Consider the following 26,256-nt stretch of genomic DNA (forward strand, 5'->3'; position numbering starts at 1 on the left):
GAACGGACAAGCCGGCGCTTCCGTTCCCCCTTCCGTTTCCGCGGGCTTATTTCATCGTCGGGATGACGAAGCTCTGGTCGATCACCGCGCCGCCGTCGGGCCAGCGCTGCGTGATCTTCTTGGTGCGGGTGTAGAAGCGCACGCCGTCCATGCCATATTGGTCGAGATCGCCGAAGCCCGACCGCTTCCAGCCGCCGAAGCTGTGATAGGCGACCGGCACCGGGATCGGCACGTTGATGCCGACCATGCCGACCTCGACATCGGCGGCGAACTTGCGGGCATAATCGCCGTTGCGGGTGAAGATGGCGACGCCGTTGCCATATTGATGCTTCGAGGGATAGCTCAGCGCCTCCTCGAAGCTCTGGGCGCGCAGGATCTGGAGCACGGGGCCGAAAATCTCGTCCTGATAGCTTTTCATTTCCGGCGTCACCCGGTCGATCAGCGTCGGGGCGAGGTAGAAGCCCTCCTCATAGCCCTGGAGCGAGAAGCCGCGACCGTCGACCACGATTTCCGCGCCTTCGTCGGCGGCCATCTGGATATAGCTTTCCACCCGCGCCTTGTGGACGCCGGTGACCAGCGGACCATATTGCGCGTCCGGATCGGTCGGGATGCCGGGGCGCAGCGTCTCGATGGCGTCCAGCAGCTTGGCGCGGAAGGCGTCGGCGGTCGCTTCGCCCACCGGCACGACGACCGGCAGCGCCATGCAGCGTTCGCCCGCAGAGCCATAGGCCGCGCCGACGATGTCGGCCACCGCCTGGTCCATGTCGGCGTCGGGCAGGATGATGCCGTGATTCTTCGCGCCGCCCATCGCCTGGACGCGCTTGCCGTTCTGGGCGCCGCGGGCATAGACGTAATTGGCGATGTCGGACGATCCGACGAAGCTGACCGCCTTGATGGCCGGATGGTCGAGGATGGCGTCGACCATTTCCTTGTCGCCGTGGACGACGTTCAGGATGCCCGCCGGAATGCCCGCCTGGATCGCCAGTTCAGCCAGGCGCACCGGGACGGAGGGATCGCGTTCCGAGGGTTTCAGGATGAAGGCGTTGCCGCAGGCGATGGCCATGGCGCTCATCCAGAGGGGGATCATCGCGGGGAAGTTGAAGGGGGTGATGCCCGCAGCGATGCCCAGCGGCTGGCGCATCGAATAGACGTCGATGCCGGGGCCTGCGCCCTGGGTATATTCGCCCTTCAGCAGATGGGGGATGCCGCAGGCGAATTCGACGACTTCCAGGCCGCGCTGGATGTCGCCCTTCGCGTCGGCCAGCACCTTGCCATGTTCGGAGGAGAGCAGCAGGGCCAGTTCGTCCATATTCTGTTCGATCAGTTCCTTGAAGCGGAACATGACGCGGGCGCGGCGCTGGGGGTTGGTCGCGGCCCATTCGGGCTGGGCGGAAAGGGCGGAGTCGACCGCCTTCTGAAGATGGGCGGCGGTGGCGAGTTCCACCTGGGCCTGGACCGCGCCGGTGGCGGGGTTGAGGATGTCGGACAGGCGGGCGCCGGGTTGGGGGGCGGATTGTCCATGAATGAAATGGTGAACTGAACGCATTTTTCCGGTTCCTCTCCTGCCGGTGGGATGGGGTGGATATAGACGGGCCGGCTTTGCAGATATACATGTATGTCGACACATTGGTTGTGCGGATTTGCCTATGCTGAACTCGGACGAACTGCGGCTGTTCCTGGCGGTGATGCGGGAGGGCAATATGCTGGCCGCGGCCCGGCGCGTTGGGGTGGATCATAGCACGGTCGCCCGCCGCCTGACCAATATGGAGGCGACATTGGGCGCGCGGCTGTTCGACCGCAGCCCGCGCGGGGTGACGCCGACGCCCGCCGCCTTCGCTCTGGTGTCCCATGCCGAGCGGATCGAGAGCGAATTGCTGGCCGCGCTGAGCAGCGTCGCCGGGCGCGACCGGGAGGTGGAGGGGACGGTGCGGCTCGCCACGCCGGAAGCCTTCGCCAGCCATCTGATCGCGCCCCGGGTGGCGGCGTTGCGGGAGCGGCATCCGCGCCTGACGCTGGAACTGGCGTCCGAAAGCAAGGCGGCCAGCCTGTCGCGGCGGGAGGCGGAGATCGCCGTGATGCTGAAACCGCCGCCCAAGGGGCGGTTCGTGACCCGCAAGCTGGCCGATTATCGGCTGGGCCTCTATGCGTCCAAGGCCTATCTGGAGCGGGAGGGGCGGCCCTCCCTGCGCGCCGACCTCAGCCGTCATGTCTTCGTTTCCTATATCGAGGAACTGGCCGGGTTCGCCGAGATGATCGCGCTGGACCAGTTGCTGCCCGGCGCGGCCATCGTCTTTCGCGCCAGTTCCAGCGCGGCGCAGCATGCGGCGGTGGCGGCGGGGATGGGGCTGGGCGTGCTGCATGTCTTCGCGGCGGCGGAGGATGAGCGGCTGGTGCAGATCTTCCCGGAGTCGATGGAAGTGTGGCGCAGCTATTGGCTGGTCATGCATGCGGATTTGCAGAGATTGCCGCGTGTGCGGGCGGCGGCGGATTTTCTGGATGAGGTGATGCGGGGGGTTCGGGAGCGGTTGTAGGTTGACGGGAGGGGGCTTTAGCGCCCTTTGGGCGCTCCCCTCCACCACCGCCTTTGGCGGCGGTCCCCCTCCCCATCTTTGATGGGGAGGATTGGGTTGCAGGAACCGGGCTTTGGTTCTGTGGGTTTGCCTTGCAGGACAATGGTGGAGAGGGAAGCAATCGTGGCGACATTGGTCGAAGACAGGACGGCGCTCGCCTTTCGGGAGTTTTTCCGGAATCCGCTGGCGGTCGGGTCCGCCTTTCCGGCGTCGCATTTTCTGGTCGACGCCATGCTGGGGCCGGTCGACTGGAGCCGGATGGAGCGGGTGATCGAATATGGGCCGGGCACCGGCATCTTCACCCGCGCCCTGCTGGACCGGCTGCCGGGGCATGCGCGGTTGCTGGCCATCGACACCAGCCAGGCCTTTATCGGTCATCTGCGCGGGGAGATGCGGGACAGGCGGCTGGTCGCGGTGACGGGGTCCGCCGACGGCGTGCTGGAGATCATGGCGGCGCAGGGGTGGTACAGGGCGGATTGCATCCTGTCCGGACTGCCCTTTTCGACGCTGGCGCCGGAGCGGGCGGAGCGGCTGATGGAGGCGAGCGCCTGCGCGTTGCGGCCGGAGGGGAAGTTCCTGGCCTATCAGATGCGCAGGGCGGTGAGGCCGTTGCTGGAGCGGCGTTTCGAAGAGGTCAGGGCGGGGTTCGAGTGGCGGAACTTGCCGCCTTGTCATCTTTATTGGGCTTCGGGGCCTGGGTGATTGGGGGCATTCCTCCCCATCGGGAGATGGGAAGGGGCGAAACCTGCGCAATTCCCCTCCACCACCGCCTTCGGCGGCGGTCCCCCTCCCCATCTGCGATGGGGAGGAATTTCAGGTTAGGTCCGCTATCAGGTGCAGCACTTTGTCGGCGTGGTCTTTGCGGCAGATGAGCAGGTCGGGGAGGTAGACGTCGCGCTGGTTGTAGATCAGCGGGGCGCCGTCGATGCGGGAGCAGTGGAGGCCGTGGGCCTGGGCCACGGCGACCGGGGCCAGGCTGTCCCATTCATATTGGCCGCCGCTGTGCAGGTAGATGTCGGCCTGGCCCAATATCACCGCCATCGCCTTGGCCCCCGCCGATCCCATCGGCATCAGTTCGGCGTCGAGGCGTTCGGCCACCGCGACCGCCTCCTTGGCGGGGCGGGTGCGGGATATGACCATGCGCAGCTTTTCCGGCGCGGGCGGGACGGGGACCGGGCGGTCCGAGCGCAGCAAGGTGCCTCCATTCAGGCCGGGCAGCGCGACCGCGCCCGCCGCCGGGACGCCGTCTATGGCGAGGCCGACATGCACGGCCCAGTCGGCCCGCGCCTCGCCATATTCGCGGGTGCCGTCGACCGGGTCGACGATCCAGACCCGGCCTTTGGTCAGGCGCGCCTCATCGTCCTTCTCCTCCTCCGACAGCAGGCCGTCTTCGGGCCGCGTTTCCCGCAGGGCGCGGCAGAGGAACTGGTTGGCGGTCTGGTCGCCCGCCTTGCCCAGCGCGGCGGGGCCGAACAGGCCGCTTTCCCGCACATTGACCAATATGCGTCCGGCCACCTCGGCCAGATGCGCGGCCAGTTCGGCGTCGGTCATGGTTTTGGCCGGTCCGCTCATGGAATGATCCGGGCGACGATGGCCTCTGCCGCCTGTTCGGCGGTCATGGCGGTGGTGTCGATGCGGATTTCCGGGTCTTCGGGCGCTTCATAGGGGCTGTCGATGCCGGTGAAATTCTTGAGTTCGCCGGAACGCGCCTTCTTGTAGAGGCCCTTGACGTCGCGGGCCTCCGCATCGGCGAGGGGGGTGTCGATATGCACTTCGATGAACTCGCCGGGCTGCATCATCTGGCGCACCATCTCCCGCTCGGCGCGGAAGGGGGAGATGAAGGCGGTGATGACGATCAGGCCCGCGTCGGTCATCAGCTTCGCCACCTCGCCCACGCGGCGGATATTTTCCACCCGGTCGGCGTCGGTGAAGCCCAGATCCTTGTTGAGGCCGTGGCGCACATTGTCGCCGTCCAGCAGGAAAGTGTGGCGGTTCATCCGCGCCAGCTTCTTTTCCACCAGATTGGCGATGGTCGACTTGCCCGCGCCCGACAGCCCGGTGAACCACAGCACGGCGGGCTTCTGGTTCTTCAAGGCCGCGTGGAAGTCGCGGCTGACGTCGGTCGCCTGCCAATGGACATTCTGCGCCCGGCGCAGGCTGAAATGCAGCATGCCCGCCGCGACCGTGGCGTTGCTGATCTTGTCGATCAGGATGAAGCCGCCCAGCGCGCGGTTCTGCGCATAGGGTTCGAACACGATCTGGCGGTCGGTCGACAGGTTGGCGACGCCGATGGCGTTCAGTTCCAGCGTCTTCGCCGCCAGATGCTCCATCGTGTTGACGTTGACCTGATATTTGGGCTGCTGCACCGTGGCGGTGACGGTCTGCGTGCCGATCTTCAGCCAATAGGGGCGGCCGGGCAGCATGTCCTCATCCGCCATCCAGACGATGGTCGCCTCGAACTGGTCGGCGGACTGGGGCGGATTGTCCGACGCGGCGATCACGTCGCCGCGCGAGCAGTCGACCTCGTCCGCGAAGCAGAGGGTGATCGACTGGCCCGCGACGGCCTGTTCCAGATCGCCGTCAAGCATGACTATGCGGCTGACCGTGCTGGTCTTGCCCGACGGCAGGACGCGGATCGGGTCGCCGACGCGGACCGTGCCGGTCGCGATCTGGCCGGAAAAGCCGCGAAAGTCGAGATTGGGGCGGTTGACCCACTGCACCGCCATGCGGAAGGGCTTTTCCCGGTCGGAGACCTGGTCGACCTCCACCGTCTCCAGATGCTCCATCAGCGCCGGCCCCTTGTACCAGGGGGTGTTGGCGCTGAGGCCGGTGATATTGTCGCCCCTGAACCCCGAAATCGGGATCGGGGTGAAGGCCTTTATGCCGATGCCGTTGGCGAATTCGGCATAATCCTTGACGATGCCGTCATAGACCGCCTGGTCATAGTCGACCAGGTCCATCTTGTTCACCGCCAGCACGATGTTGCGGATGCCGATCAGGTGGGCGAGATAGCTGTGGCGGCGGGTCTGGGTCAGCACGCCCTTGCGCGCGTCGATCAGGATGACGGCAAGGTCGGCGGTCGACGCGCCCGTCACCATGTTGCGCGTATATTGTTCGTGGCCGGGCGTGTCGGCGACGATGAACTTGCGCTTTTCCGTCGCGAAGAAGCGATAGGCGACGTCGATGGTGATGCCCTGTTCGCGTTCCGCGGCGAGGCCGTCGACGAGGAGGGCAAAGTCGATTTCCTGACCCTGGGTGCCGACGCGCCTGCTGTCGGCTTCGAGGGCGGCAAGCTGATCCTCGAAGATCATCTTGCTGTCGTAGAGCAGGCGGCCGATCAGCGTCGACTTGCCGTCGTCCACCGACCCGCAGGTGATGAAGCGCAGCATCGTCTTGTGCTGGTGCACCTCCAGATAGCGGTCAATGTCCTCCGCGATCAGGGCGTCGGTCTTGTAGATGGGGTCGTCGGTCTTGGTGAGCGTATCGGTCATGTCGCTACCTCGTCATCCCAGCGAAGGCTGGGATCTCGTTGATCTGGGTCGAAGGGTTCGGTCTGCGAGAGGGTCTGCCATGGGGCCTGAGATCCCAGCCTTCGCTGGGATGACGGCTGTGGGCGACGGCGCGTCAGAAATAGCCCTCCTGCTTCTTCTTCTCCATCCCCGCGCCGCCGGCATCCTTGTCGATGGCGCGGCCCTGGCGTTCCGACGTGGTGGTGAGCAGGGTTTCCTGGATGACCTCCGGCAGCGTCTTGGCCGCGCTTTCCACCGCGCCGGTCAGCGGGTAGCAGCCCAAGGTGCGGAAGCGGATGGAGCGCATCACCGGCTCCTCGCCCGGTTTCAGCGGGAAGCGTTCGTCGTCGACCATCAGCAGCATGCCGTCGCGCTCCACCGTCGGGCGTTCCTCCGCGAAATAGAGGGGGACGATGGGGACGTCGTTCAGGTGGATATATTGCCAGATGTCCAGTTCGGTCCAGTTGCTGATCGGGAAGACGCGGATGCTCTCCCCCTTGTTCTTGCGGGCATTGTAGAGGTTCCACAGTTCCGGGCGCTGGTTCTTGGGATCCCAGCCGTGGCTGGCGGTGCGGAAGGAGAAGATGCGCTCCTTCGCCCGGCTCTTTTCCTCGTCGCGGCGGGCGCCGCCGAAGGCCGCGTCGAAGCCGTAGAGGTTGAGCGCCTGCTTCAGCCCCTCCGTCTTCCACATGTCGGTGTGCAGCGGGCCGTGGTCGAACGGGTTGATGCCGCGTTCCTGCGCTTCGGGATTCCGGTAGACCAGCAGTTCCATGCCCGACTCCCGCGCCATGCGGTCGCGCAGGTCGTACATCGCCCGGAATTTCCAGGTGGTGTCGACATGCAGCAGCGGGAAGGGCGGGGGCGAGGGGTAGAAGGCCTTGCGCGCCAGATGCAGCATCACCGCCGAATCCTTGCCCACGCTGTAGAGCATGACGGGCTTTTCGGCCTCCGCCACGACTTCCCGCAGGATGTGGATGCTCTCCGCCTCCAGACGTTCCAGATGGGTCAGCCTTTTCGAATCGATCATCGTTCACCGCCTTGTTTCGTGGCGGCCTGATGGCAGAAGGCGGCGGGGGCTGGACCTCCCATATGGGAGGATATACATATTAGTCATGCGACTGGACGACGGCGGATTATTGGCGGCTCTCCATGAGGGTATGTTCGAGCAACCCCTTTGGCACGGGTTCCTGGAAAAGCTGCGGGCGCGGACCGGGGCGGCCTATGCCGGGCTGGCGTTCCGGCCCATCGATGAGGAAAGGATCGTGGAACTGCATGCCGGGCCGGCGGGGCCGCTGCATCCGGACCGGCTGTTCAACGAGAAGCAGGGGCGAGATCCGCCGCCCTACCGGCGGATGCGGGAGGCGCGGGTCTATACGCTGGACGAGCTGATCGAGCCGAAGGATGCGGCGCTGCAATCCTATCGCCGGGAATGGCTGGACCCGTTGCGCATCACCGCCTTCCGGTCGGTGCGCGTCGCGGAGGCGAGCGGCATGGACGCCTGGCTGAGTTGCGCGGGCGGGCGGGAGGTGGGACCGGCGGTCGGCGCGCTGCTGACCGCGCTGGTGCCGCATCTGCGCATCGCGCTGCGCAGCTTCGTCGCGTTCGAGCGGGAGAAATTCCGGTCGTCGGTGACTTCGGAGGCGTTCGGGCGGCTCAATTCGGGCTGGCTGACGCTGGATGCGCGGTGCCGCATCGTCGACATGACGGCGCATCTGGAGCCGCTCTTCCAGCGGTCGAGCGTGTTGCGGCGGGGGCGGTACGACCGGCTGATGCCCGCTTCCCCGGCGGTGGACCGGGAACTGACCGCGCTGGTCAAGCGCTTCGCCGAGGATGCGGAGGCGCGGCCCAAGGCGATCAACCTCAGCCGCGATCCGATGATCGACATGCTGGTGCGGCCGATCCAGGACCGATCCCCCTCGGTCCAGTCGCCGCCCGTCGCCATCGCCTATATCAGCGGCGACCGATGGTCGCAGGCGGACAGGTGCGGGCAGTTGGTCGACCTGTTCGGCCTGCTGCCCAGCGAGGCGCGGCTGGCATGGGCCATCGCGCAGGGCATGTCCATCGGGGAGGCGGCGGACGATCTGGGGCTGACGGTGGAGACGGCGCGGAATTATTCGAAGAAGATCTACGCCAAGACCGGGGCGCGGGGGCAGGCGGAACTGGTGCGGAATATTCTGACGAGCGTGCTGGCTTTGGCTTGATGAGGTTTGGCTATGGCCATGGAACGATATGTGCTCCTGCCTTCGCAGGAGCACGTAGGTTCTTTACCGGCAGGTTTCGCTGCGGATCTTCTTCCGGTCGCAGGGGATGAAATGGCAGGGGGCGTTCTTGTCGTCCGGGGCGGGCTTGCGTTGCCAGGGGGGCGTCCAGCCGGGAGGGACGGAGCCGCAATACCAGGGGCTTTGGGCGGCGGCTGCCGGTGGCTGGACGGCGGTCAGCGGGATGATGGCGAGCAATGCCAGCGCGCTAGACCGCATGGCTGAAGCGCCTTTCCGCCGGTTCCATATAGGCGTCGAAGCAGGCGGCGATGCTGCGGGAATAGGGCAGGGCGTCCCGCGTCAGGGCGACGCGGCCTTCGCTCAGGCGGACGAGGCCTAGGCGTTCGAAGCGGCTGAGGTCGGGTAGGGGGTGCGCCGTGCCGACATGCGCCTCTCCCTGGCAGAGCAGGGCTTCGATGATGCGGCTGCGGCGGCGATCCTCCGGCGTGCGGAGCGTGCCGCGGGCGGCGGTCAATCGCCCGGCGTCGGCCAGGGCGCGCCAGGGGCCTGCCTGTTTCTCATTCTGGACGATGAGGTCGGGGAACTGGCTGATCGCGCTGGCGCCAAGGCCCAGCAATATGTCCGCCGGATCGTCGGTGAAGCCCTGGAAATTGCGGCGCAGGCGGCCTTCGCGGGCGGCGCGGGCCATGGCGTCTTCGGGCAGGGCGAAATGGTCGAAGCCGATGGCTTCATAGCCCGCGCCGGTCAGCGTTTCATGACCCTGCGCCGCCATGGCGAAGCGGGCGGCGAGATCGGGCAAATCGCCGGCGTCGATGCGGCGCTGGCGGGGCAGCAGGCGCGGCATATGGGCATAGCCGAACAGGGCGATGCGGGCGGGGTGCATGGCGATGGTCGCCTCCAGCGTGGCGGCGAGGTCGTCCTGCGTCTGGCCGGGCAGGCCGTACATCAGGTCGAAGCCGGTCGCGATCCCGGCGGCGCGCAACTGGCCGACGGCGCGCTCCACCATGTCGAGCGGCTGGATGCGGCCGATCCGCGCTTGGACATGGGGGGTGAAGGTCTGGACGCCCAGGTTCACGCGGTCGACGCCCATCGCGGCCATGGTCGAAATCCATTGGCCGTCGAGGCGGCGGGGATCGAGTTCGACCGACAATTCGGCATGATGCGCCTCGAAGCAGAGCAGCAATTGCTGGAGCAGGCGGACGAAATCGACCAGCGGCAGGCTGTTGGGACTGCCGCCGCCAAAGGCGATGCGCCGCACCCGGCCGCGTCCGTTCAGCCGGGCGGCGAGGGTCGCGATTTCCCGCTCCAGCGATTCGACATAGGCGGCGAGACGCTGGACCCGGTTGGCCGCGCCAGTGTTGCAGCCGCAATACCAGCATATGTCGTGACAATAGGGAAAGTGGACGTAGAGGGAGAGGGCGCCGTCCCTTTTCACCCCTTTCACCCCGGCCACCGCATCCAGCCGGGCCGCCAGCTCCGCCGCGCCGACATCGCCGCCGAACTGCGCGGCGGTGGGATAGCTGGTGTAGCGCGGCACGGGCCGGTCGAGCAGGTCGGGATGATAGGTCCACATGGTCCTGGACTCAGGCCGGTCTTGCCGGTTCGGAAGAAATCGCGACGGACATGCTGGCTTGCTCCGGCCAAAATCTGACTATGCTGGAGCCGTCGCCGGCCCTCATCGCCGAACTGTGTAGGACAGTGAGCGCGCACGCATCTTGATTTATCTCAATCGGGTTCGAATTTCGTCGACCCCGCTGGGCGTGAGTTCTAGGCTGTATCGACATTCAGAAGATGGCGAGCCGAAAATGGTGATTTTCCGTGACCCGGCGCGCAGCCTACTCAAAGTAGGTGAGCACCGGAAGCACGGAAAAACGTCATTTGCAGGCCGTCAGGGCTGAATGTCGATACAGCCTAACGGGAAGGGGGCGGGCGGCCGGAAGATCGTTCGGACCGGACAGTCCTTCCCATCCCTTCGGCAGGACAACTACCTTCTTCCCCCGCATTCCGTCCAAGCATGCTTGCCGCGATGTGGATTCGCGTCATCCGCATGGGGAATTTCCGTTTTCATTGCCGGATTTACGGTGAATGACCGCAATTCATATATCGAATGTCATAGTATTTTTCCGGAAGATGGCAGGAGAAGGCGGGTTTTTGGCTGGCGCGCCCCTGATTTGGATGGGTTCCGCCGGTTCCAATCCACTATCCGAATGACTGCCATTCAGCCAAAGACCTCGAATCGCCGGGCCGACGTGATACGGAATTTGAATGAAGGTCATTCGGCGGAACAATAAGTTGATGAACATGCGGGTCTTTCGACCCGATGACGGCGGTAAACCGCTGAACGGGGCGGCTCTCCCTGGAGGTCGCCCCATCCCTTGCTGCGCCTGATCCGGAAGAATCCCGGCCTCGCGTCTAGAGGCCGGGCACGTTTTAATGTTGGAGAGAGTCAAGAGTGATGAACAAGTTAAATATCTTCAGTGCCGGAATTTGCCTCATCGGCCTGGGGATCGCATTTCCCGCCTACGCCACGGACGGATATTATCTCACCGGCGCCAATGCGCGGGCCACGGGCATGGGCGGCGTCGGCATCGCTCTGCCCCAGGGACCGGAAGCGGCGACGATCAACCCGGCCGGCGCGACCTTCGTCGACAATGGTTTCGAGATCGGCGCCCAGCTTTTCATCCTGAACACCCGCACCACGGACCTGTTCTTCCCCGGCAATGACGTGAAAGGCCATCAATATCAGCCGATTCCCGACTTCGGCGTCAACTATCACCTGAACGACAAGGTGACGATCGCCGTCACTTCTTTCGGCGGAGGATTGGGCCAGAGCTACAACAAGCCCTTCGTGCCGGGCATGGGCTTTTCGAAGGAACGCGCCAATTTCATCCAGGCGGGCATCGCGCCGACCATCGCGTTTAAACTGCGTGACAATCTTTCCATCGGCGTGGGCCTAGGCGTGGTCAACGAGTTCTTCCGGGCCAGGGGCGTCATCGTGCCGACGCCCCAGGGACCGGCGCAATTGCCGAACCATGGCTGGAGCCATGCCTTCGGCGTCGGCGGCAGGTTCGGCATCCTGTGGAAGCCGGTTCCCGCCGTGGGCCTGGGCGCGACCTATTTCACCAAGGTGCACATGTCCAACCTCAAGGGCTATGAGGACGACCTGCTCGCCGGCCTGGGCGGGAGCATAGACACGCCCGAGCAGTTCGGCGCCGGCGTCTCGGTCAAGCCGAACGATCGCCTGACGCTGGGCTTCGACGTGATCCGGACCAACTGGAGCGGCGTCAAGGCCTTCAGCGAGCAGGCGGGCTTCGGCTGGCGCGATCACACCACCTTCAAGCTCGGCGTGGCCTATGGCCTGATGCCGGGGCTGACGGTTCGCGCAGGCACCAGCCTTGCCAAGCGGCATTTCGGCAGCGAATTCGTCCTGGCGAACGTCAATACTCCGGGCACGTCGTCCAAATCGCTGACCTTCGGCTTCACCAAGCGGCTGGGCGAGAAGGACGAGCTTACGTTCAGCGCGGACTATGAATTGAACGGCAAGGTGGTCGGGACGGGCCACAGCGCGGGGACGGTGATCCGTTCGCGCTATGGGTTCACCGGCCTCAGCTTCTCCCACCGTTTCTGACGTCCTGATCGGACCATGCGCGCCGGCGGCGGGACCATATCCCGCCGCCGGCGCTGCCTTTTCGGGCCGGGCGGCAAGGCCGCCGATCCCTGTCCGACGCAGCCGGTCCTGCAACATGACGGCAACGGGCTCTGTTGCAAAGATTGGCGGCAGTCAGAGGTAGGCTGTCGCTCTGCGCCGATCAGGCGGCTGCTGCGAAATGGTGGTTGAGCATGCCCATGGCCTCCGTCAGCGCCGAGGGCCCAATGCCAAAAGCTCTCTCCACAAGGCGCACCTCGCCCCTGATGCCGGGCTGCAGGCACCAGGGGCGAGCCTGTCCTTTGCGCAGGGCTCGCATGACTTCGAATCCCTTGATCGTGGCATAGGCCGTGGGGATCGATTTGAAACCGCGCACCGGCTTGATCAGTATCTTGAGCTTTCCGTGATCGGCCTCGATCACGTTATTGAGATACTTCACCTGCCGGTGGGCCGTCTCCCGGTCCAGCTTTCCTTCGCGCTTCAATTCGGTGATCGCTGCACCATAGCTCGGCGCTTTGTCGGTATTGAGCGTGGCAGGCTTTTCCCAGTGCTTCAGGCCTCGCAGGGCCTTGCCCAGGAACCGCTTCGCTGCCTTGGCGCTGCGGGTCGGCGACAGGTAGAAATCGATCGTGTCGCCCCGCTTGTCGACTGCCCGGTACAGGTAGGTCCACTTGCCCCGCACCTTGACGTAGGTTTCATCCAGGCGCCAGCTCGGATCAAAGCCACGCCGCCAGAACCAGCGCAGCCGCTTCTCCATCTCCGGGGCGTAGCACTGGACCCAGCGATAGATCGTCGTATGGTCGACCGAAATGCCGCGTTCCGCCAGCATTTCCTCAAGGTCGCGATAGCTGATCGGATAGCGACAATACCAGCGCACCGCCCACAGGATCACATCACCCTGGAAATGGCGCCACTTGAAATCCGTCATCGTTCCGTCCGTCCAATCTCCGCCAAGCATGCTCAAGCTTCACGATTTTTGCAACAGAGCCTCGAACCGCGCATAATGCGCGTCCAGAATGGCGGCATTGCCCTCGATCCGCAGAGCGGGAGAGAGTTGCAGAAACATCTCGCCTTCGACGCCCTGGATCCGGGCGCGGCCGGCATTGGTCAGCGCCAGTCCGTTGCCCAGCACCTGCGACACCTGCAGCCGGTCATAATCGGTATGGAACGCGGCCAGGTTCAAGCGCAACCGCTTGTCGAACGTCAACGCCTTGACGCCGACCTCATAGCTGGTCGCCTTTTCCGGACTGGCGGTCAGGCCACTGAGGGAAGAGGCGATGTCGACATTATATGCCGCGCTCTTGAAACCCCTGGAAACGCGCGCATAGACATTGGCGTTGGACACGACCTCGTAGGAGAGGCTGGCGCTCGGCGACAGATCATTGTCCGTCGAATGCCCGTCGAAGGTCAATGCAGGAAAGCCCAGCAGCGGGAATATGCCCGAAACGTCATTCTGCACGAAATGGGCGCGCTTCTTCTCTCGCGTGTAGCGCAGGCCCGCCGACAGGGAGAGGCGGTCGCTCAATTGATAATCGAGCCGCCCGAACAACGCGCCGCTCCGGGTCTTCACCCGGCCGCGCGTGGTCAGCGTGGGTTCGCCCGGAATGCCCGTGTCCGCCCCCAATCCAAGCCCGCGGTCGGTGCGCACCATCTGATCGAAATAATAGGCGCCCGCCAGATAGCGCAGCTTCCCCATTCCGCCGGCCAGCCGCAATTCCTGGCTGAAGAAATGCGAATCGTCGCTGAAATTGTCAGCGGCAACGAAATCTACCTGCTCCTGATCATCGTCCAGCGACGCATCGTAAGACGAATCCCGATAGGCCGTGATGGAGGTCAGCGAGACCGCATCGGACGTCCACTCGCTGGTCAGCGAAATCCCCTGGCTGTCGCGGTGCAGCCGGTTGGGTCGATTGTTGTTGACATGCAGCGGCTGTCTGGAGGGGAAATCCGCAGGATAACCCGCCAACGCATCCGCCTGGAAAAAGGCCGGAACGCCCCTGTCGCGCAGGCCGTCCCAGCGCGCGATGAACGACAGTTGGTCGGTCGGCGCGAACTTGGCCGACAGGCGCCAGGTCAGCAGGTCGGTCGATCCCGCATCCTCGCCGCCGGACAGGTGCCGGTAAAAGCCGTCCTGCCGGGCATAGGCGACGGCTCCGCGCACGGAAAGCCGGTCGTTGAGGCGCGTGCCCAGCACCGCCTCGCCCCGGCGATAATCATAATTGCCGGCATCCAACCGAACCGACAGGCCGGGATCGGCGTCGGGCTGCCTGGTCTGGACATTGATCACGCCGGCAATGGTGTTCTTGCCATATTCGGTTCCCTGCGGACCGCGCGCGATCTCCACCCGATCGATGTCCAGCAGGTGCTGGACGAAATTTTCCGGCCGGCCGACATACACCCCGTCGACATAGATGCCCACGCCGGTTTCCAGCCCGATATTGCGGACGAGCGTGGAAATGCCGCGAATGGATATCTGACCCTGCAACTGGCCGGCGATGCCGCCGCTGATGTCGACATTGGGCGCGATCCGGGTCAGATCGGTGATGCTCTGCAGGCCGGCCGCGACAATCGTGTCGCCGGAAACGCTGGTGACGGCTACCGGCGCCTTCAGCAGCGGTTCCGACACCTTGCGGGCCGTCACCATGATGTCGGCCTGAGGCTCGACCTGCGCCCGCGCCACGCCGGAAGACGCCATTCCAAACAGCGCCGAAGCCAGCAGCATCCGCTTCCAACGCCGTTTACAACCCCTGTGATACATGACCCGTGATTTCCGTTATATTTTTGGATATCCCTCCCTTTACTCGCGCTTGGTAAACTGCTGGTTAAACGCGTTCTGCGTACTTCTCCGGATCGGACGAGGCCCCGGCGGCGTTCAATAGGATGTCAGTTCGACCTCCATGTTCCGGAAACCATTGACGAAATTGGCGTGAACGCGGCGCACTTCGCCCGCCACGTTCACCTGCAGACGCCGCTTCATCAGTTCCTCCAGAAGGATGCGAAGCTGCAATTCCGCCAGGCGGGCGCCGACGCAGCGATGAATCCCGTGCCCGAACGAAAGATGGCGTCTGGCATTGGCGCGCGACAGGTCCAGGCGGTCGGCATCGGGAAAGACGGCTTCGTCGCGATTGGCCGAGATATACCACAGGGCCAGCTTGTCGCCCGCCGCGATCCTCTGCCCCGCAAGCTCGCAATCCGCCGTGGCCGTGCGGCGCATGTGGGCGATCGGCGTGTGCCAGCGGATGATTTCCTGGACGGCATTGGACAACAGGCTCTCATCCGCGATCAGCTTCGCCCGCTCGTCGGGGAATTGGTCGAGCGCGAAGATGGCGGCCGACATGCTGGTGCGGGTGGTGTCGTTGCCGCCGACGATCAGCAGGGCGAGATTGCCGATGAATTCCATCGGCCCCATTTCCGACATGCTGTCGCTGCGGATCATCATCGCCAGCAGGTCGTTGCCGTCCGGGCTGACCCGCCGCTGTTCCCACAGCAGATGGAAATAGGTCGCCATTTCGGTCAGCATTTCCCGTCGGACCTGGAACAGTTCGGGAATGCGCGCCGCCTCCATATGCCCGGCCCAATCGGACCAGAAGGTCAGAAGACGCCGGTCCTCCCATGGGAAGCCCAGGATCGTCGCCAGCATGCTGGTGGCCAGTTCGATCGACACCTTCTCCACCCAATCGAAACGGCTGCCCACGGGCAGACTGTCCAGCACCGCCGCCGTATGCCCGCGCAGCTTCACCGCGAGTTCGGCGATATGCGCGGGGGTGAAGGCCGGCGCCACGGTCTTGCGCTGAACGCTGTGTTCGGGTTCATCCATGGCGATGAACATGGGAAGCTGGAATTCCTCCCCCGGTTCGGGGTCGGCAATGGTGATGCCGCCATATTTCCAGGAAGAGGAGAAGAGGTCGGGCTTTCCTTCCACCTCGGTGATCAGCGCGTGGGAACAGACGTTCCAGTAATCGCCATTGGCCGTCCCCTCCACCCGGTTCAGCGGCGCGGACTGACGCATCTGGCGGAACAGCGGTTCCCAGCTCGCCTGCGAATAGAGTTCCGGGCGGCTCGTATCGCCAGGGATGACGGGCGCGCGCTCCCCCTCTCCATGCATGGCCAGCCATTCATCGACCGCATTGTCCGCGGAAGGTTCGGTTCGGTAGGTCGGCAGCATGTTGTCCTCGTCATGGATGTTCCGTCGGCAGCCGACCTTTTGCCTTTCCCTCTTCATGTCAAGCGCCAGTTGCCCGACGGCGCGCCCTGGGCTCGTTCCGCCGCAAAGAGGAAGCAGGCGGCAGGGAGGCAGGCTTAACCCGCTTTTAAGACCTGACGCGGCATGACGGCAGGCATATGCCGCGTGAGGAACCATGAGCGAATATATCCCCAGCACCCAGCTTCGCGCCGGAAGTTCGACCACCGCGGCCGACTTCATCGCGGGGATCGACGACACGCTCGGCATCGACAGCCTCGTGACGCGCTTCAGCCAGGCGCTGGGCCTCCAGGCGGCGAGCCATGCCTGCTACGCTGTCGGCGATGGGGAACGGCGCTTCCTGTTCGGCGAGACCGGCTGGTGCGGCCCGGTCGCGCGGCCGGAAGTGCTGCCGCAGATCTGCTTTCCGATCACCGGCTGGGACGAACGGTCCTATGAGGTGGAGATCCGCCTGATCAGCATGCTCGAAAGCCCGGAGGAACGCGCAAACCTGCACGCCATGGCGACGCTCTACCTCTGCCGGGGCATCGCCCTGCTCGATGCGCGGGACGATCTGACCGCCTCTTCCCTGACGGAGACCGAGCAGTTCTGCCTCGACCAGCGGCAGGCCGGATTGTGCGACCTCGACATTGCCGAGGCGCTCGACCGATCCGTCCAGGCGGTGAAGGTGCATGTCCAGCGCGCCCGGCGGAAGCAGGCCGCCTGAGCGCCCTGCATCGAGGGTTCCCTTACGGCGCGCACGGCCTTTCGCGCTGCAACTTTCCGATGACCTGCCCCGTATAATATGTTACAGGCGCTGCCGCTGCATGCGGGGGGCGAACGGATTTGATTCATCTGATTTCGAAGAACAATTCCGCACTTTACCAGGACGAGATCAGAGATTTGCACCAAGTCCGCGCGGAGGTGTTCGTCAACCAGCTCGGCTGGGATCTCAGGGTCAAGGACGGGTTGGAACATGACGAATATGATGATGCGCGCGCGAGCAACATCATCGGCTTTTCGACCGAGAACCGGGTCGTCATGGGGCTGCGTTTCCGCCCCACGGACGACTGTTCGATGCTGCTCGACCATTTTTCGCATGTCCTGCCGGCCGGCATCCGCCCCATCGACGACGGGCGCACCTGGGAACTGAGCCGGGGATTCTGCATTGAGCGGGGCATGCGCCGCCACAATCTGCGACGGAAGGCCGCGTGCATGATCGCGCCGCTGGAACTGGCCTATGAGGCGGGGATCGACCGCTGCGTGGGCTTCACCGACGTCCGCATGCTCAGCTTCTGCTACGGCGTCGGCTGGAAACTGACCCTGCTCGGCTCCGCCATGGACTATGGCCAGGGGGAGGCCGTCGCCTATGAGGTGGAGGTGTCGCAGGCCGCGCTGGACGAGATGCGCCAGATGTGGGGCCTGCCCAGGCCTTCGCACGTCACCGTCGACCGGCTTCTTCCAGGGGAGGAGAATGCGCACGTCGCCGCGGCCCGGCTGGCGCGGGAGCATCCGGAACTGCAAAAGATCGCCGCCCAGCCGGAGATCGGTTCCGCCACGCACCCGTCCGCCACCACAGGGGCGGACGTCTATTATGGCAGATTCGGGACAACTCGTTCGGCTTCAGGGGGACATTGATGAATTCCGACCTTATTCGACAGGCATCGGCAGGGGAAATCGAAAGCTGGATCATTGCCCGCATCGCGGAAATCGTGAACGTGGCGCCCGCCGCCGTCTCGCCCGATGCGCCGTTCGACAGTTTCGGGATCGATTCGGCCAAGGCGATCTCGCTGATGGTGGAGCTGGAGAATTGGCTCAACCTGCCCGACGAACTGCCGCTGGAACTGCTGTTCGAGGCGGAGGCGATCCGCGACGCGGCGGCGGGCATCGCCGCGGCGGTCAGCGACATGGCGGCGCAGCAGGGCGGCGTCCAGCCATGATCCAGGACGAACAGATCGAATTTGGCGGCTCGGCCGCCGCCATCCGCCACCATTATGATGTCGGCAACGACTTCTATTCGGCATGGCTCGACCCCAGCATGACCTATTCCAGCGCGATGTGGGACGGCCTGCCCAAGGACGCCCCGCTGGAGGAGGCGCAGCAGCGCAAGCTCGACTATCATGCGGAATCGGTCGGCGCGGGCGAAGGCATGCGGATATTGGACGTCGGCTGCGGCTGGGGCGGCATGATGCGCAACCTGCGGCGAACGCATGGCGTCGCCGAATGCGTCGGCCTGACGCTGAGCGAGGAACAGCTCGCCTATATCCGGCAACTGGGCGATCCCGGCATCGGCGCCGTCCTCTCCAACTGGCACGACTATCGTCCCGACAGGCCGTTCGACGCGATCATCTCCGTCGGCGCATTCGAACATTTCGCCCATCCGCAGCAAAGCGTGGAGGAACGCCGCGGCGTCTATCGCGAATTCTTCCAGGCCTGCCGCGACTGGATGGCGGGCAAGGGCCGCCTGTCGCTCCAGACCATCGCCTATGGCAGGATGTCGCCGGAGGACGCCAATCCCTTCATCGCGAACGAGATCTTCCCGGCGGCGGAACTGCCGACGCTGGAGGACATCGTGGTCGCGTCCAAGGGCCTGTTCCGCATCGAGCGGCTGCGCGACGACGGGCTGGACTATGCGCGCACCTGCGAGATGTGGAGCAACCGGCTGCGCGGCGCGGTGCGCGGCGGAGTGGTCGATCCGGCGATCCATCCGGTCGAGAAATATTCCCGCTATCTGCGCATGTCGGCCGCCGGTTTCCGCATGCGGAAGATCGGCCTGCTTCGGATAGCCTTCGCGACGGAATGACCAGGGCATTTTCCGGTTGACCGTCGAGGGTCAATGACGGGAAAATCGCGGCATCAAAAAGACAGGGCGTTTTCCGCTCCATGTGAAAACGCTCTAAAAGCATCGGGTTCGCAGAAAAAAGATGCAGATGGACTTCAGCCGGTCGATCGTCGACATCGTCCTCGACCATGGAAACAGCGATCCGGATCGCCCGGCGCTGATATTCGACCAGGGCGACGGCCCGCAGAGCAGCCTGACCTATGCGGAGGCGGCGGCGCGGGTCAGGCAGCTTGCCGGCGCGCTGGAGGCGCGGGGGTTGGCGGCACGGGGATTGGCGGCCGAGGGGCAGGCCGGTCCAAGGGTCGCCCTCCTCTTCTCGGCGGGCACCGACTTCGCGCTCGCGCTGCTCGCCTGCCTCGCGGTCGGCGGCGTCGCCATTCCGCTCGCCCCGGTCGGTCGGCGCAAGGCGCGGCTTCAGAACATCCTGAACATGCTGGGCGACATCCGGCCCGACTGCATCCTGCTGGACGACGGCATGGCGGGCCTGTTCGGGCAGGAACTGTCCGCCGCCCTGTCCGCCGGCCCGGTGCGCTATCTGGAATTTGCCGCGCTCGCGGCGGAATCGCACGCCTTCTCGCCGCTGGCGCTCGCGCCCGAGCGGCTCGCCGTGCTCCAGTTCACCTCCGGCACCACCTCGAACCCGAAGGGGGTGATGATCAGCCATGGCAACATCATCGCCAATGAGACGATGATCCGCGCCGCCTTCGGCCACGACCGCGATTCCCATTTCGTCGGCTGGGTGCCGCATTATCACGACCAGGGGCTGTTCGGTAACATCCTGCAACCCCTGTTCCTGGGCTCGACCTGCGTGATCACTTCGCCCGCCGCGTTCATCAACAGGCCGATGTCCTGGCTGCAACTCATCTCCCGCCATCGCGCGCATACCAGCGGCGGCCCCAATTTCGGCTACGACCTCTGCGTCGACTACGCCACGCGGCGGGGCATGCCGGACGAGCTGGACCTGTCGGGCTGGCGCGTGGCGTTCAACGGGGCGGAGCGGGTGCGGCCCGCCACGCTCGACCGCTTTGCCGAATGCTTCGCCGATGCGGGCTTCGACAGGCGCGCCTTCCTGCCCTGCTATGGCCTGGCCGAATCCACCCTCGTGACCATCGCGGTTCCGCCGCGGAGCGACCCCATCGTCAAAAGCTATGACAGCCGCGCCCTGGCCGCCGGACGGGCGGAGGAAAGCGCCGGCGGCGACGCCGTGCTGGACCTCGCCTGCTGCGGCCCGGCCATGGCGGGGGGAGAGGCGCGGATCGTCGATCCCGAAACCGGCGATCCGCTGCCCGACGGCGCGGTGGGCGAAATCTGGCTGCGCGGCCCGCACATCACCGCCGGCTATGTCGACAATCCCGCCGCGACGCAGGCGAGCTTCGGCCGGCTGGACGAAGGCGGCCCGTTCCTGCGGACCGGCGACCTCGGCTTTTCCACGGCGGACGGATTTTACATCGTCAGCCGCCTCAAGGACGTGATCATCGTGCGCGGCCGCAACCATGCGCCCAGCGATGTCGAGCAGATCTGGTCGGAACTGTCCGGAACGGTCGGCCAGGCCAGCGCCGCCGCCGTGGAGATCGAGGTGGGCGACACGCAGCATATCGTCCTGATCGCGGAGATGAAGCGGGACGAGGCCCGGTCCCTGTCCGAAGAGAAGCTCCAGGACATCGCCGCCCGGCTGCGCGCCCTGGCCATGGAACGGCTGGAACTGGCGATCACCGATCTGGCGATGGTGCCCGCCAGCGCCATCCCCCGGACGACCAGCGGCAAGGTGCAACGCAAGCAGGCGGGCAGGATGCTGATGGACGGGGAACTCACCGTCCTGGGCATGGCGGGGCCGCTCGCCCAGGCGTTCGGGCCGTCCGGGCAGGGGATGTCCGCCGCCCGCTAGGCTGTATCGACATTCAGAAGATGGCGAGCCGAAGATGGCCGCCAGGGCTGAATGCCGATACAGCCTGAAGGTCCATGCGCGAAAAAGCGGACTCATTCCTTGAAGCCCCGGCCCGGCAGGCGTAAATTGCGCTGGACCGGGCGGCCACGGCCCGCAGCGAAGAGGATGAGCCGATGACTGGCATGTCGCCGAGCCGCCGGAGCGGCTCATGGATCGCCGCCATCCCCCTGATGCTGGCCGCCGCCGGTCCCGCCGCCCTCGCCCAATCGACGATCCTTCCCGAAGGCATGGCGATCCAACTGGAGACGCGCCAGGACATCTCCTCCAAGTCCGCCCGCGTCGGCGACAGGATCGAACTGGCGGTGGCCAGGCCCGTGACCATCGGCGGCGTGACGCTCATCCCCGCCGGCAGCCCCGCGGTGGGGGAGGTCAGCCGGGTCAGGGACAATGGCCTGCTCGGCCGTTCCGGCAAGCTCGACATCAAGGTCAGCACCGTCAGGACGGGGGGAATGGACGTGCCGGTGCGCGGCCAGCGCAATTCCCAGGGCAAGTCCGGCACCCTGGGCGCGGTCGGCGCGGGCATCGTCTTCCTGCCGCTGGCGGTCATCGTGCGCGGAAAGGACGTCAAGCTGCCCGCCGGCACGCTGTTCGAGGTCTATGTCGACAGGGAGGTTTCCCTGGGGCCTGCCGCCCCGCCCGAACCCGCCGTCGCCGCCCCGCCCGAAGGCCGGGAAGCGCCCGGCGGCATCAGGACGGTCGATCCCAACCAGGCGCTCGGTTCCTGAGGCGAAGGCTCGCCGCTCATGAGGATGGAGACATCGTCCCCCCATCTCACCACGTTCTCCTGCGCAGGCACGCGAATGAGACGCGTGGCTGGTGAGAGCCCAGTCCCGCCCTTGCATGACCGCGCAACTTCAAAAACTGGATCCCCGCCTGCGCAGAAGCAAGCGACCCCCTCCCCGGAAACAGCGTCCGGATCAGGCCGCCTGCGCCCGCGCCGCGGCTATGCAGGCCTGCAAATGATTTTGCCGGAACGGCTTTGACAGGCGCGTGATGTCGGGCGCGATCAGGTCCACCCCCTCATAGCCCGATATGATCAGCAGCGCGATCTGCGGATGATCGGCCCTCAGGCGCAGCGCCAGTTCCACCCCCGTCATGCCCGGCATGATATGGTCGGTGATCAATATGTCGGGCCGATCGCCCGATTCGATCATGCCGAGCGCGCGTTCCGCCCGGTCGGTGTCGACCACCTCATAGCCCATTTCGACCAGCATTTCCCGCGTGCTGTTCCGGACGAGGTCGTTGTCGTCCACCAGCAACACCCTGCCCGAACGCGCCTTCGCCCCTTCCTCGACGACGGGGGGATCGGGCCTCTCGGCGGGCGCCCGCTCGACCGGCAGCCACAGCCGCACGCTGGTGCCCTGCCCCACGACGCTGTCGATCTCCACCGTGCCGCCAAGCTGCGCGGCAAGGCCGTGGACCATGGAAAGGCCCAGCCCCGTGCCATGGCCGGACGGCTTGGTCGTGAAGAAGGGTTCCATCGCCGCCGCCCTGACCGCCGGGGTCATGCCGGCGCCCGTGTCGCTGACGGTCAGGCAGACATAGCGGCCCGGCGCCAGCACGGAGGGAAGGCGGCTCTGCCGCGCCTCCGCCCGGATGCTGAGCGCGCCGCCGTCGGGCATGGCGTCGCGGCCGTTGACGGCCAGGTTGAGCAGCGCCACCTCCAACTGATGGGCATCGGCCCGCACCGGGGGCAGCAGCGGCTGGAGGTCGACCGACAGCGCGATCCGCGGCCCCAGCGTGCTGGCCAGCAAGGCGCCCATTCCGCCCAGCAGGTCCGGCAGGTCCACCGCCTTTGCGGTCAGCGGCTGCCGGCGGGCGAAGGTCAGGAGCCGCTGCACCAGCGTCTGGGCGCTCTCCGCCGCCTGCATCGCGATGGTCGCATGCCGCTCGATCGATTCCGGCGTCCGCTTGCCCGACAGGATCAGGTCCAGCCCGCCGACGATCGGCATCAGCAGATTGTTGAAATCATGGGCGACATGGCCGGTCAACTGGCCCAGCATGTCCAGCTTCTGGACCTGGCGCAGGCTGTCCTGCGACCGTTCCAGTTCCGCGGTCCGTTCCCGGACGCGGCGTTCGAGCTGTTCGTTCAGCGCTTCGAGCGACGCGAACAACCGCCCGTTTTCCAGCGCGGTGGACGCGGCGCGGGCCAGCGCCTCCAGCAGCGCGATCTCGTTGTCGGTGGGCTGCGCGAATTCGGACCAATAGGCGCCCAGCGCGGCAATGGGTTCGACGCCGCCGATCGGCACCATCACCATCGACCGCACGAATGTGGTGCGATAGGCCTCCACCGGCACGCGTTCATCGTCGAACACGTCGGGGATCACCGCCGTGCGATTATTCTCCATCGCCCAGCCGGACACGCAGCTCGATGCGGGAAAGCGCTGCCCCGCCCAGAGCGGCTCCATCGAATCTTCCGCGATATAATGGCACTGGTCCTCGTCGCGCAGGACGACCGCGATGCCGTCCGCCCCCACGGCCCGCCGCGCAAAGGCCCGCAGGACATGGGTGATCGCCTCCAGGGACCGGGCGCCGGCTAGCGCTTCCATGGCTTCGGTGGCTATGCTCCACCGGGCCGCCAGCGCCTTCTGCTCGGCGCCCCGTTCGCTTGCCAGTTTCCTGTCCATAGACAACCTTCTGCATCGGAACCGCGCAGCTTTCTATCATTGGACCGGGTCTATCACAAAGCGATTATGATCAACGGCTTAGGCTGTATCGACATTCAGCCCTGGCGGCCTGCCTTTCCGCGAGCGGCCACAAACCGTCTCTGAACCCGCCGCGCAAGGGGAGGACGGGCCTCCTCTCCCGCCATATCCTGCTTCCTTTATCCAGCCCTGCCCCTTATCAGTTCCTCGACGATGGCCGGCTCGGCCAGGGTCGATATGTCCCCCAGCGCCTGTGCCGACACCTCGCCCTCCGCGATCTTGCGCAGGATGCGGCGCATGATCTTGCCGGAGCGGGTCTTGGGCAGGCCCGGCGCGAACTGGATGACGTCGGGCGTCGCGATCGGCCCGATTTCGCCGCGCACCCATTTGACCAGCGCCTGGCGTAGTTCGTCGCTCGCTTCCTCGCCGCTGTTCAGCGTCACATAGGCGTAGATGCCCTGCCCCTTGATGTCGTGCGGGAAGCCGACCACCGCCGCCTCGGCCACCGCCTCGTGCAGAACCAGCGCGCTTTCGACCTCCGCCGTGCCCATGCGGTGGCCCGACACGTTGATGACGTCGTCGACGCGGCCGGTGATCCAATAGTCCCCGTCCGCGTCGCGCCGGCAGCCGTCGCCGGTGAAGTACAACCCCGGATAGGTCGTGAAATAGGTCTGGAAGAAGCGCTCATGATCGCCCCACACCGTCCGCGCCTGCCCCGGCCAGCTTCTCGCGATGCAGAGATTGCCCTCGCCTTCGCCCTCCACGGCGAGGCCGTTGCCGTCGACCAGCAACGGCTCCACCCCGAAAAAGGGCTTGGTCGCCGCGCCCGGCTTCAGGTCCGTCGCGCCCGGCAGCGGCGTGATCATGTGCCCGCCCGTCTCCGTCTGCCACCAGGTGTCGACGATCGGGCAGCGCCCCTCGCCCACCACCTCATGATACCAGCGCCAGGCTTCGGGATTGATCGGCTCCCCCACCGTGCCCATCAGCCGCAGCGAGGCGCGGCTGGTGCGGGTGACATGATCGTCCCCCTCCTTCATCAGCGAACGCAGCGCCGTCGGCGCGGTGTAGAGCGTCGTCACCCGATGCCGGTCGACCACTTCCCAGATGCGGCTGGGCGTCGGCCAGTTCGGCACCCCCTCGAACATCAGCGTGGTGCCGCCATTGGCCAGCGGCCCATAGACGATATAGCTGTGGCCCGTCACCCAGCCGACATCGGCGGAGGACCAGAAGACCTCGCCCGGCCGATGGTCGAAGGCAAGGTCGAAGGTCATCGCCGCCCAGAGCAGATAGCCGCCGGTCGAATGCAGCACGCCCTTGGGCTTGCCCGTCGATCCGGAGGTGTAGAGCAGGAACAGCGGGTCTTCGGCATTCATCGCCTCCGCCGGGCAGTCGGCGGAGACCTCAGCGGCCAGTTCGTCATAATAGGCGTCCCGCGCAGGGTCCATCGCGACGTCCCCGCCCGTCGCCCGGACGACGATCACGCGCTTCAGGACCGGCGCCAGCGCCGCCGCCGCATCGACATTGCGCTTCAGCGGCACGGTCCTGCCGCCGCGCCGCCCCTCATCGGCGGTGATGACGATGCGGCTGTCGCAATCGGTGATCCGTCCCGCCAGCGCCTCAGGCGAAAAGCCGCCGAACACCACCGAATGGATCGCCCCGAGGCGGGCGCAGGCGAGCATGGCGAAGGCGGCTTCGGGGATCATCGGCAGGTAGAGCGTCACCCGGTCCCCGCGCCCCACGCCAGCGCGCTTCAGCACATTGGCGAAGCGGCACACCTCTTCATGCAACTGCCGATAGGTGAAGCGCCGCGCCGGTTCCTCCGGGTCGTCCGGTTCCCAGACGATCGCCGCCTGGTCCCCGCGCTCGGCCAGATGCCGGTCGATGCAATTGGCCGACGCGTTCAGCATGCCGTCGCTGAACCAGCTTATGCCGAAATCCCCTTCGGCAAAGCTGCTCTCGTCGGCGCGCGTGGGTTCGCGCAGCCAGTCGAGCCGCTTCGCCTGCTCCAGCCAATAGGCGTCGGCGTCATCCAGCGATCGGCGATAGCCCGCGGCATAGGCGGCGGCATCGACCTTCGCCTCCGCCGACCAGGCCGGCGGCACGGGATAGACATGGGGGGCCGTGGTCAGCATCGGCGGATCTCACTTCACCTTGGCGAGCGCGGCGGTCATCCGCTTGGCGGCAAAGGGCGGCAGCTTCACCGCCCTGGCGGCGGCGAGGTCCGCCGGGGCGACCTTGCCCACCTGCACCAGCGCGACCATGCCCATTGAATAATGCGGCATGCACTTGATGCCGTAGAGGCCGGGCTTGGTGACGGTCAGCACCGCCTCCTTGTTCATCGCGCCCTTCATCGGGGTCGCGCCGGCCGGCAGCATGGTCGCCATGGTTTCGGCATTATGGCTGGGATGGGTCGGCTGGAAACGGATGGTGTCGCCCACCGCCGCCTTCACGAAGGACGGCTCGAACACCATGGCGCCCTCCGCGCCCTGGTTCTTCATGTGGACGATGATCTCCCTGGCCTGCGCCGAAAGCGGCGCCAGCGTCAGGAGCGCGGCGGCGGCAAGGCCGCCCAGGGTGATGCGAATCTCGGTCAAGGCTCTCTCCCATGCAAACATGCTTGGGCGAGAGATGACGCAGCGCGGCGGACGCCCGCAATGGGCCATTGGTCCTAGGATGCGTGGGCAAATGCAGGACTCGCCC

Annotated in this window: 22 protein-coding genes; 10 read left to right on the forward strand and 12 right to left on the reverse strand. The window is 65.8% G+C overall.

The annotated features are described in order from the left end of the window. Nucleotides 1–46: 46 nt before the first annotated feature. A complete protein-coding gene (locus SIDU_RS18550; protein ID WP_007684434.1) occupies nt 47–1,546 on the reverse strand; it encodes a CoA-acylating methylmalonate-semialdehyde dehydrogenase in 1,500 nt (499 codons plus the stop codon). Between the two features lie 100 nt (nt 1,547–1,646). On the opposite strand from SIDU_RS18550, the gene SIDU_RS18555 reads away from it, so the two are divergent. Both SIDU_RS18555 and SIDU_RS18560 read left to right on the forward strand, forming a co-directional pair. Continuing rightward, entirely contained in the window at nt 1,647–2,531 is an 885-nt protein-coding gene (locus tag SIDU_RS18555; RefSeq protein WP_007684431.1) for a LysR family transcriptional regulator, read from the forward strand. A 141-nt stretch (nt 2,532–2,672) separates the two neighbouring features. Beyond that, nucleotides 2,673–3,272, forward strand: coding sequence for a class I SAM-dependent methyltransferase (locus SIDU_RS18560; protein WP_007684423.1), 600 nt, complete (start codon nt 2,673–2,675; stop codon nt 3,270–3,272). Nucleotides 3,273–3,383: 111 nt separating this feature from the next. Here the strand turns inward: SIDU_RS18560 and SIDU_RS18565 are convergent, their stop codons facing one another. The 3 genes from SIDU_RS18565 to cysD all read right to left on the reverse strand — a co-directional run bounded on the left by SIDU_RS18565 (nt 3,384) and on the right by cysD (nt 7,106). Then, nucleotides 3,384–4,142 (reverse strand): 3'(2'),5'-bisphosphate nucleotidase CysQ, encoded by a 759-nt coding sequence (locus SIDU_RS18565; RefSeq protein WP_007684422.1) that lies wholly within the window; start codon nt 4,140–4,142, stop codon nt 3,384–3,386. After that, entirely contained in the window at nt 4,139–6,061 is a 1,923-nt protein-coding gene (gene cysN, locus SIDU_RS18570; RefSeq protein ID WP_007684421.1) for a sulfate adenylyltransferase subunit CysN, read from the reverse strand. Before cysN ends, SIDU_RS18565 begins: the two co-directional genes overlap by 4 nt. Before the next feature lie 133 nt (nt 6,062–6,194). Next, nucleotides 6,195–7,106, reverse strand: coding sequence for a sulfate adenylyltransferase subunit CysD (gene cysD, locus SIDU_RS18575; protein WP_007684420.1), 912 nt, complete (start codon nt 7,104–7,106; stop codon nt 6,195–6,197). 85 nt (nt 7,107–7,191) lie between these two features. On the opposite strand from cysD, the gene SIDU_RS18580 reads away from it, so the two are divergent. Then, nucleotides 7,192–8,280: a helix-turn-helix transcriptional regulator gene (locus tag SIDU_RS18580; protein ID WP_025771483.1), complete on the forward strand. Its 1,089-nt coding sequence runs from the start codon at nt 7,192–7,194 to the stop codon at nt 8,278–8,280. Nucleotides 8,281–8,343: 63 nt separating this feature from the next. Here SIDU_RS18580 and SIDU_RS18585 read toward each other — a convergent pair whose 3' ends face one another. Both SIDU_RS18585 and SIDU_RS18590 read right to left on the reverse strand, forming a co-directional pair. Further along, nucleotides 8,344–8,556 (reverse strand): hypothetical protein, encoded by a 213-nt coding sequence (locus tag SIDU_RS18585; protein ID WP_007684418.1) that lies wholly within the window; start codon nt 8,554–8,556, stop codon nt 8,344–8,346. After that, nucleotides 8,546–9,871 carry a radical SAM protein gene (locus SIDU_RS18590; RefSeq protein ID WP_007684416.1) on the reverse strand — a complete coding sequence of 442 codons (1,326 nt, stop codon included), beginning with the start codon at nt 9,869–9,871 and terminating at the stop codon, nt 8,546–8,548. Before SIDU_RS18590 ends, SIDU_RS18585 begins: the two co-directional genes overlap by 11 nt. An 882-nt stretch (nt 9,872–10,753) precedes the next feature. Here SIDU_RS18590 and SIDU_RS18595 point away from each other — a divergent pair. Then, nucleotides 10,754–11,926: an OmpP1/FadL family transporter gene (locus tag SIDU_RS18595; protein WP_007682473.1), complete on the forward strand. Its 1,173-nt coding sequence runs from the start codon at nt 10,754–10,756 to the stop codon at nt 11,924–11,926. A gap of 181 nt (nt 11,927–12,107) precedes the next feature. Here the strand turns inward: SIDU_RS18595 and SIDU_RS18605 are convergent, their stop codons facing one another. The 3 genes from SIDU_RS18605 to SIDU_RS18615 form a co-directional block, all read right to left on the reverse strand. Then, nucleotides 12,108–12,872, reverse strand: coding sequence for an IS6-like element IS6100 family transposase (locus SIDU_RS18605; RefSeq protein ID WP_001389365.1), 765 nt, complete (start codon nt 12,870–12,872; stop codon nt 12,108–12,110). A gap of 39 nt (nt 12,873–12,911) precedes the next feature. Continuing rightward, nucleotides 12,912–14,639, reverse strand: a complete 1,728-nt coding sequence (locus SIDU_RS18610) for a TonB-dependent receptor (protein ID WP_233431913.1) — start codon at nt 14,637–14,639, stop codon at nt 12,912–12,914. A gap of 177 nt (nt 14,640–14,816) precedes the next feature. Then, a complete protein-coding gene (locus SIDU_RS18615; RefSeq protein ID WP_007684550.1) occupies nt 14,817–16,166 on the reverse strand; it encodes a cytochrome P450 in 1,350 nt (449 codons plus the stop codon). 136 nt (nt 16,167–16,302) lie between these two features. On the opposite strand from SIDU_RS18615, the gene SIDU_RS18620 reads away from it, so the two are divergent. From SIDU_RS18620 to SIDU_RS18645, 6 genes are all read left to right on the forward strand, one after another. Further along, nucleotides 16,303–16,851 carry a helix-turn-helix transcriptional regulator gene (locus tag SIDU_RS18620; RefSeq protein ID WP_007684549.1) on the forward strand — a complete coding sequence of 183 codons (549 nt, stop codon included), beginning with the start codon at nt 16,303–16,305 and terminating at the stop codon, nt 16,849–16,851. A gap of 119 nt (nt 16,852–16,970) precedes the next feature. Beyond that, nucleotides 16,971–17,762: an acyl-homoserine-lactone synthase gene (locus SIDU_RS18625; RefSeq protein ID WP_007684548.1), complete on the forward strand. Its 792-nt coding sequence runs from the start codon at nt 16,971–16,973 to the stop codon at nt 17,760–17,762. Beyond that, nucleotides 17,762–18,064 (forward strand): acyl carrier protein, encoded by a 303-nt coding sequence (locus tag SIDU_RS18630; RefSeq protein WP_007684547.1) that lies wholly within the window; start codon nt 17,762–17,764, stop codon nt 18,062–18,064. The genes SIDU_RS18625 and SIDU_RS18630 overlap by 1 nt, the downstream gene beginning before the upstream one ends. Continuing rightward, on the forward strand, nt 18,061–18,927 hold the full coding sequence (locus SIDU_RS18635; protein WP_007684545.1) for an SAM-dependent methyltransferase: 867 nt from the start codon (nt 18,061–18,063) through the stop codon (nt 18,925–18,927). Before SIDU_RS18630 ends, SIDU_RS18635 begins: the two co-directional genes overlap by 4 nt. A 121-nt stretch (nt 18,928–19,048) precedes the next feature. After that, nucleotides 19,049–20,851: a fatty acyl-AMP ligase gene (locus tag SIDU_RS18640; protein WP_007684544.1), complete on the forward strand. Its 1,803-nt coding sequence runs from the start codon at nt 19,049–19,051 to the stop codon at nt 20,849–20,851. Between the two features lie 173 nt (nt 20,852–21,024). Continuing rightward, entirely contained in the window at nt 21,025–21,636 is a 612-nt protein-coding gene (locus tag SIDU_RS18645) for a hypothetical protein (RefSeq protein WP_007684543.1), read from the forward strand. Nucleotides 21,637–21,828: 192 nt separating this feature from the next. Here the strand turns inward: SIDU_RS18645 and SIDU_RS18650 are convergent, their stop codons facing one another. The 3 genes from SIDU_RS18650 to SIDU_RS18660 form a co-directional block, all read right to left on the reverse strand. After that, nucleotides 21,829–23,538: an ATP-binding protein gene (locus tag SIDU_RS18650; RefSeq protein ID WP_007684542.1), complete on the reverse strand. Its 1,710-nt coding sequence runs from the start codon at nt 23,536–23,538 to the stop codon at nt 21,829–21,831. Between the two features lie 197 nt (nt 23,539–23,735). Further along, the gene (gene acs, locus SIDU_RS18655) at nt 23,736–25,688 is read right to left on the reverse strand and encodes an acetate--CoA ligase (protein ID WP_007684541.1); all 1,953 of its coding nucleotides are present in this window, start codon (nt 25,686–25,688) and stop codon (nt 23,736–23,738) included. Nucleotides 25,689–25,697: 9 nt separating this feature from the next. Continuing rightward, the gene (locus SIDU_RS18660) at nt 25,698–26,171 is read right to left on the reverse strand and encodes a pseudoazurin (RefSeq protein ID WP_380764594.1); all 474 of its coding nucleotides are present in this window, start codon (nt 26,169–26,171) and stop codon (nt 25,698–25,700) included. Nucleotides 26,172–26,256: the final 85 nt, after the last annotated feature.

Origin of the sequence: Sphingobium indicum B90A, from assembly GCF_000264945.2 — a bacterium.
In the GTDB taxonomy this organism is placed as follows: Bacteria; Pseudomonadota; Alphaproteobacteria; order Sphingomonadales; family Sphingomonadaceae; genus Sphingobium; species Sphingobium indicum.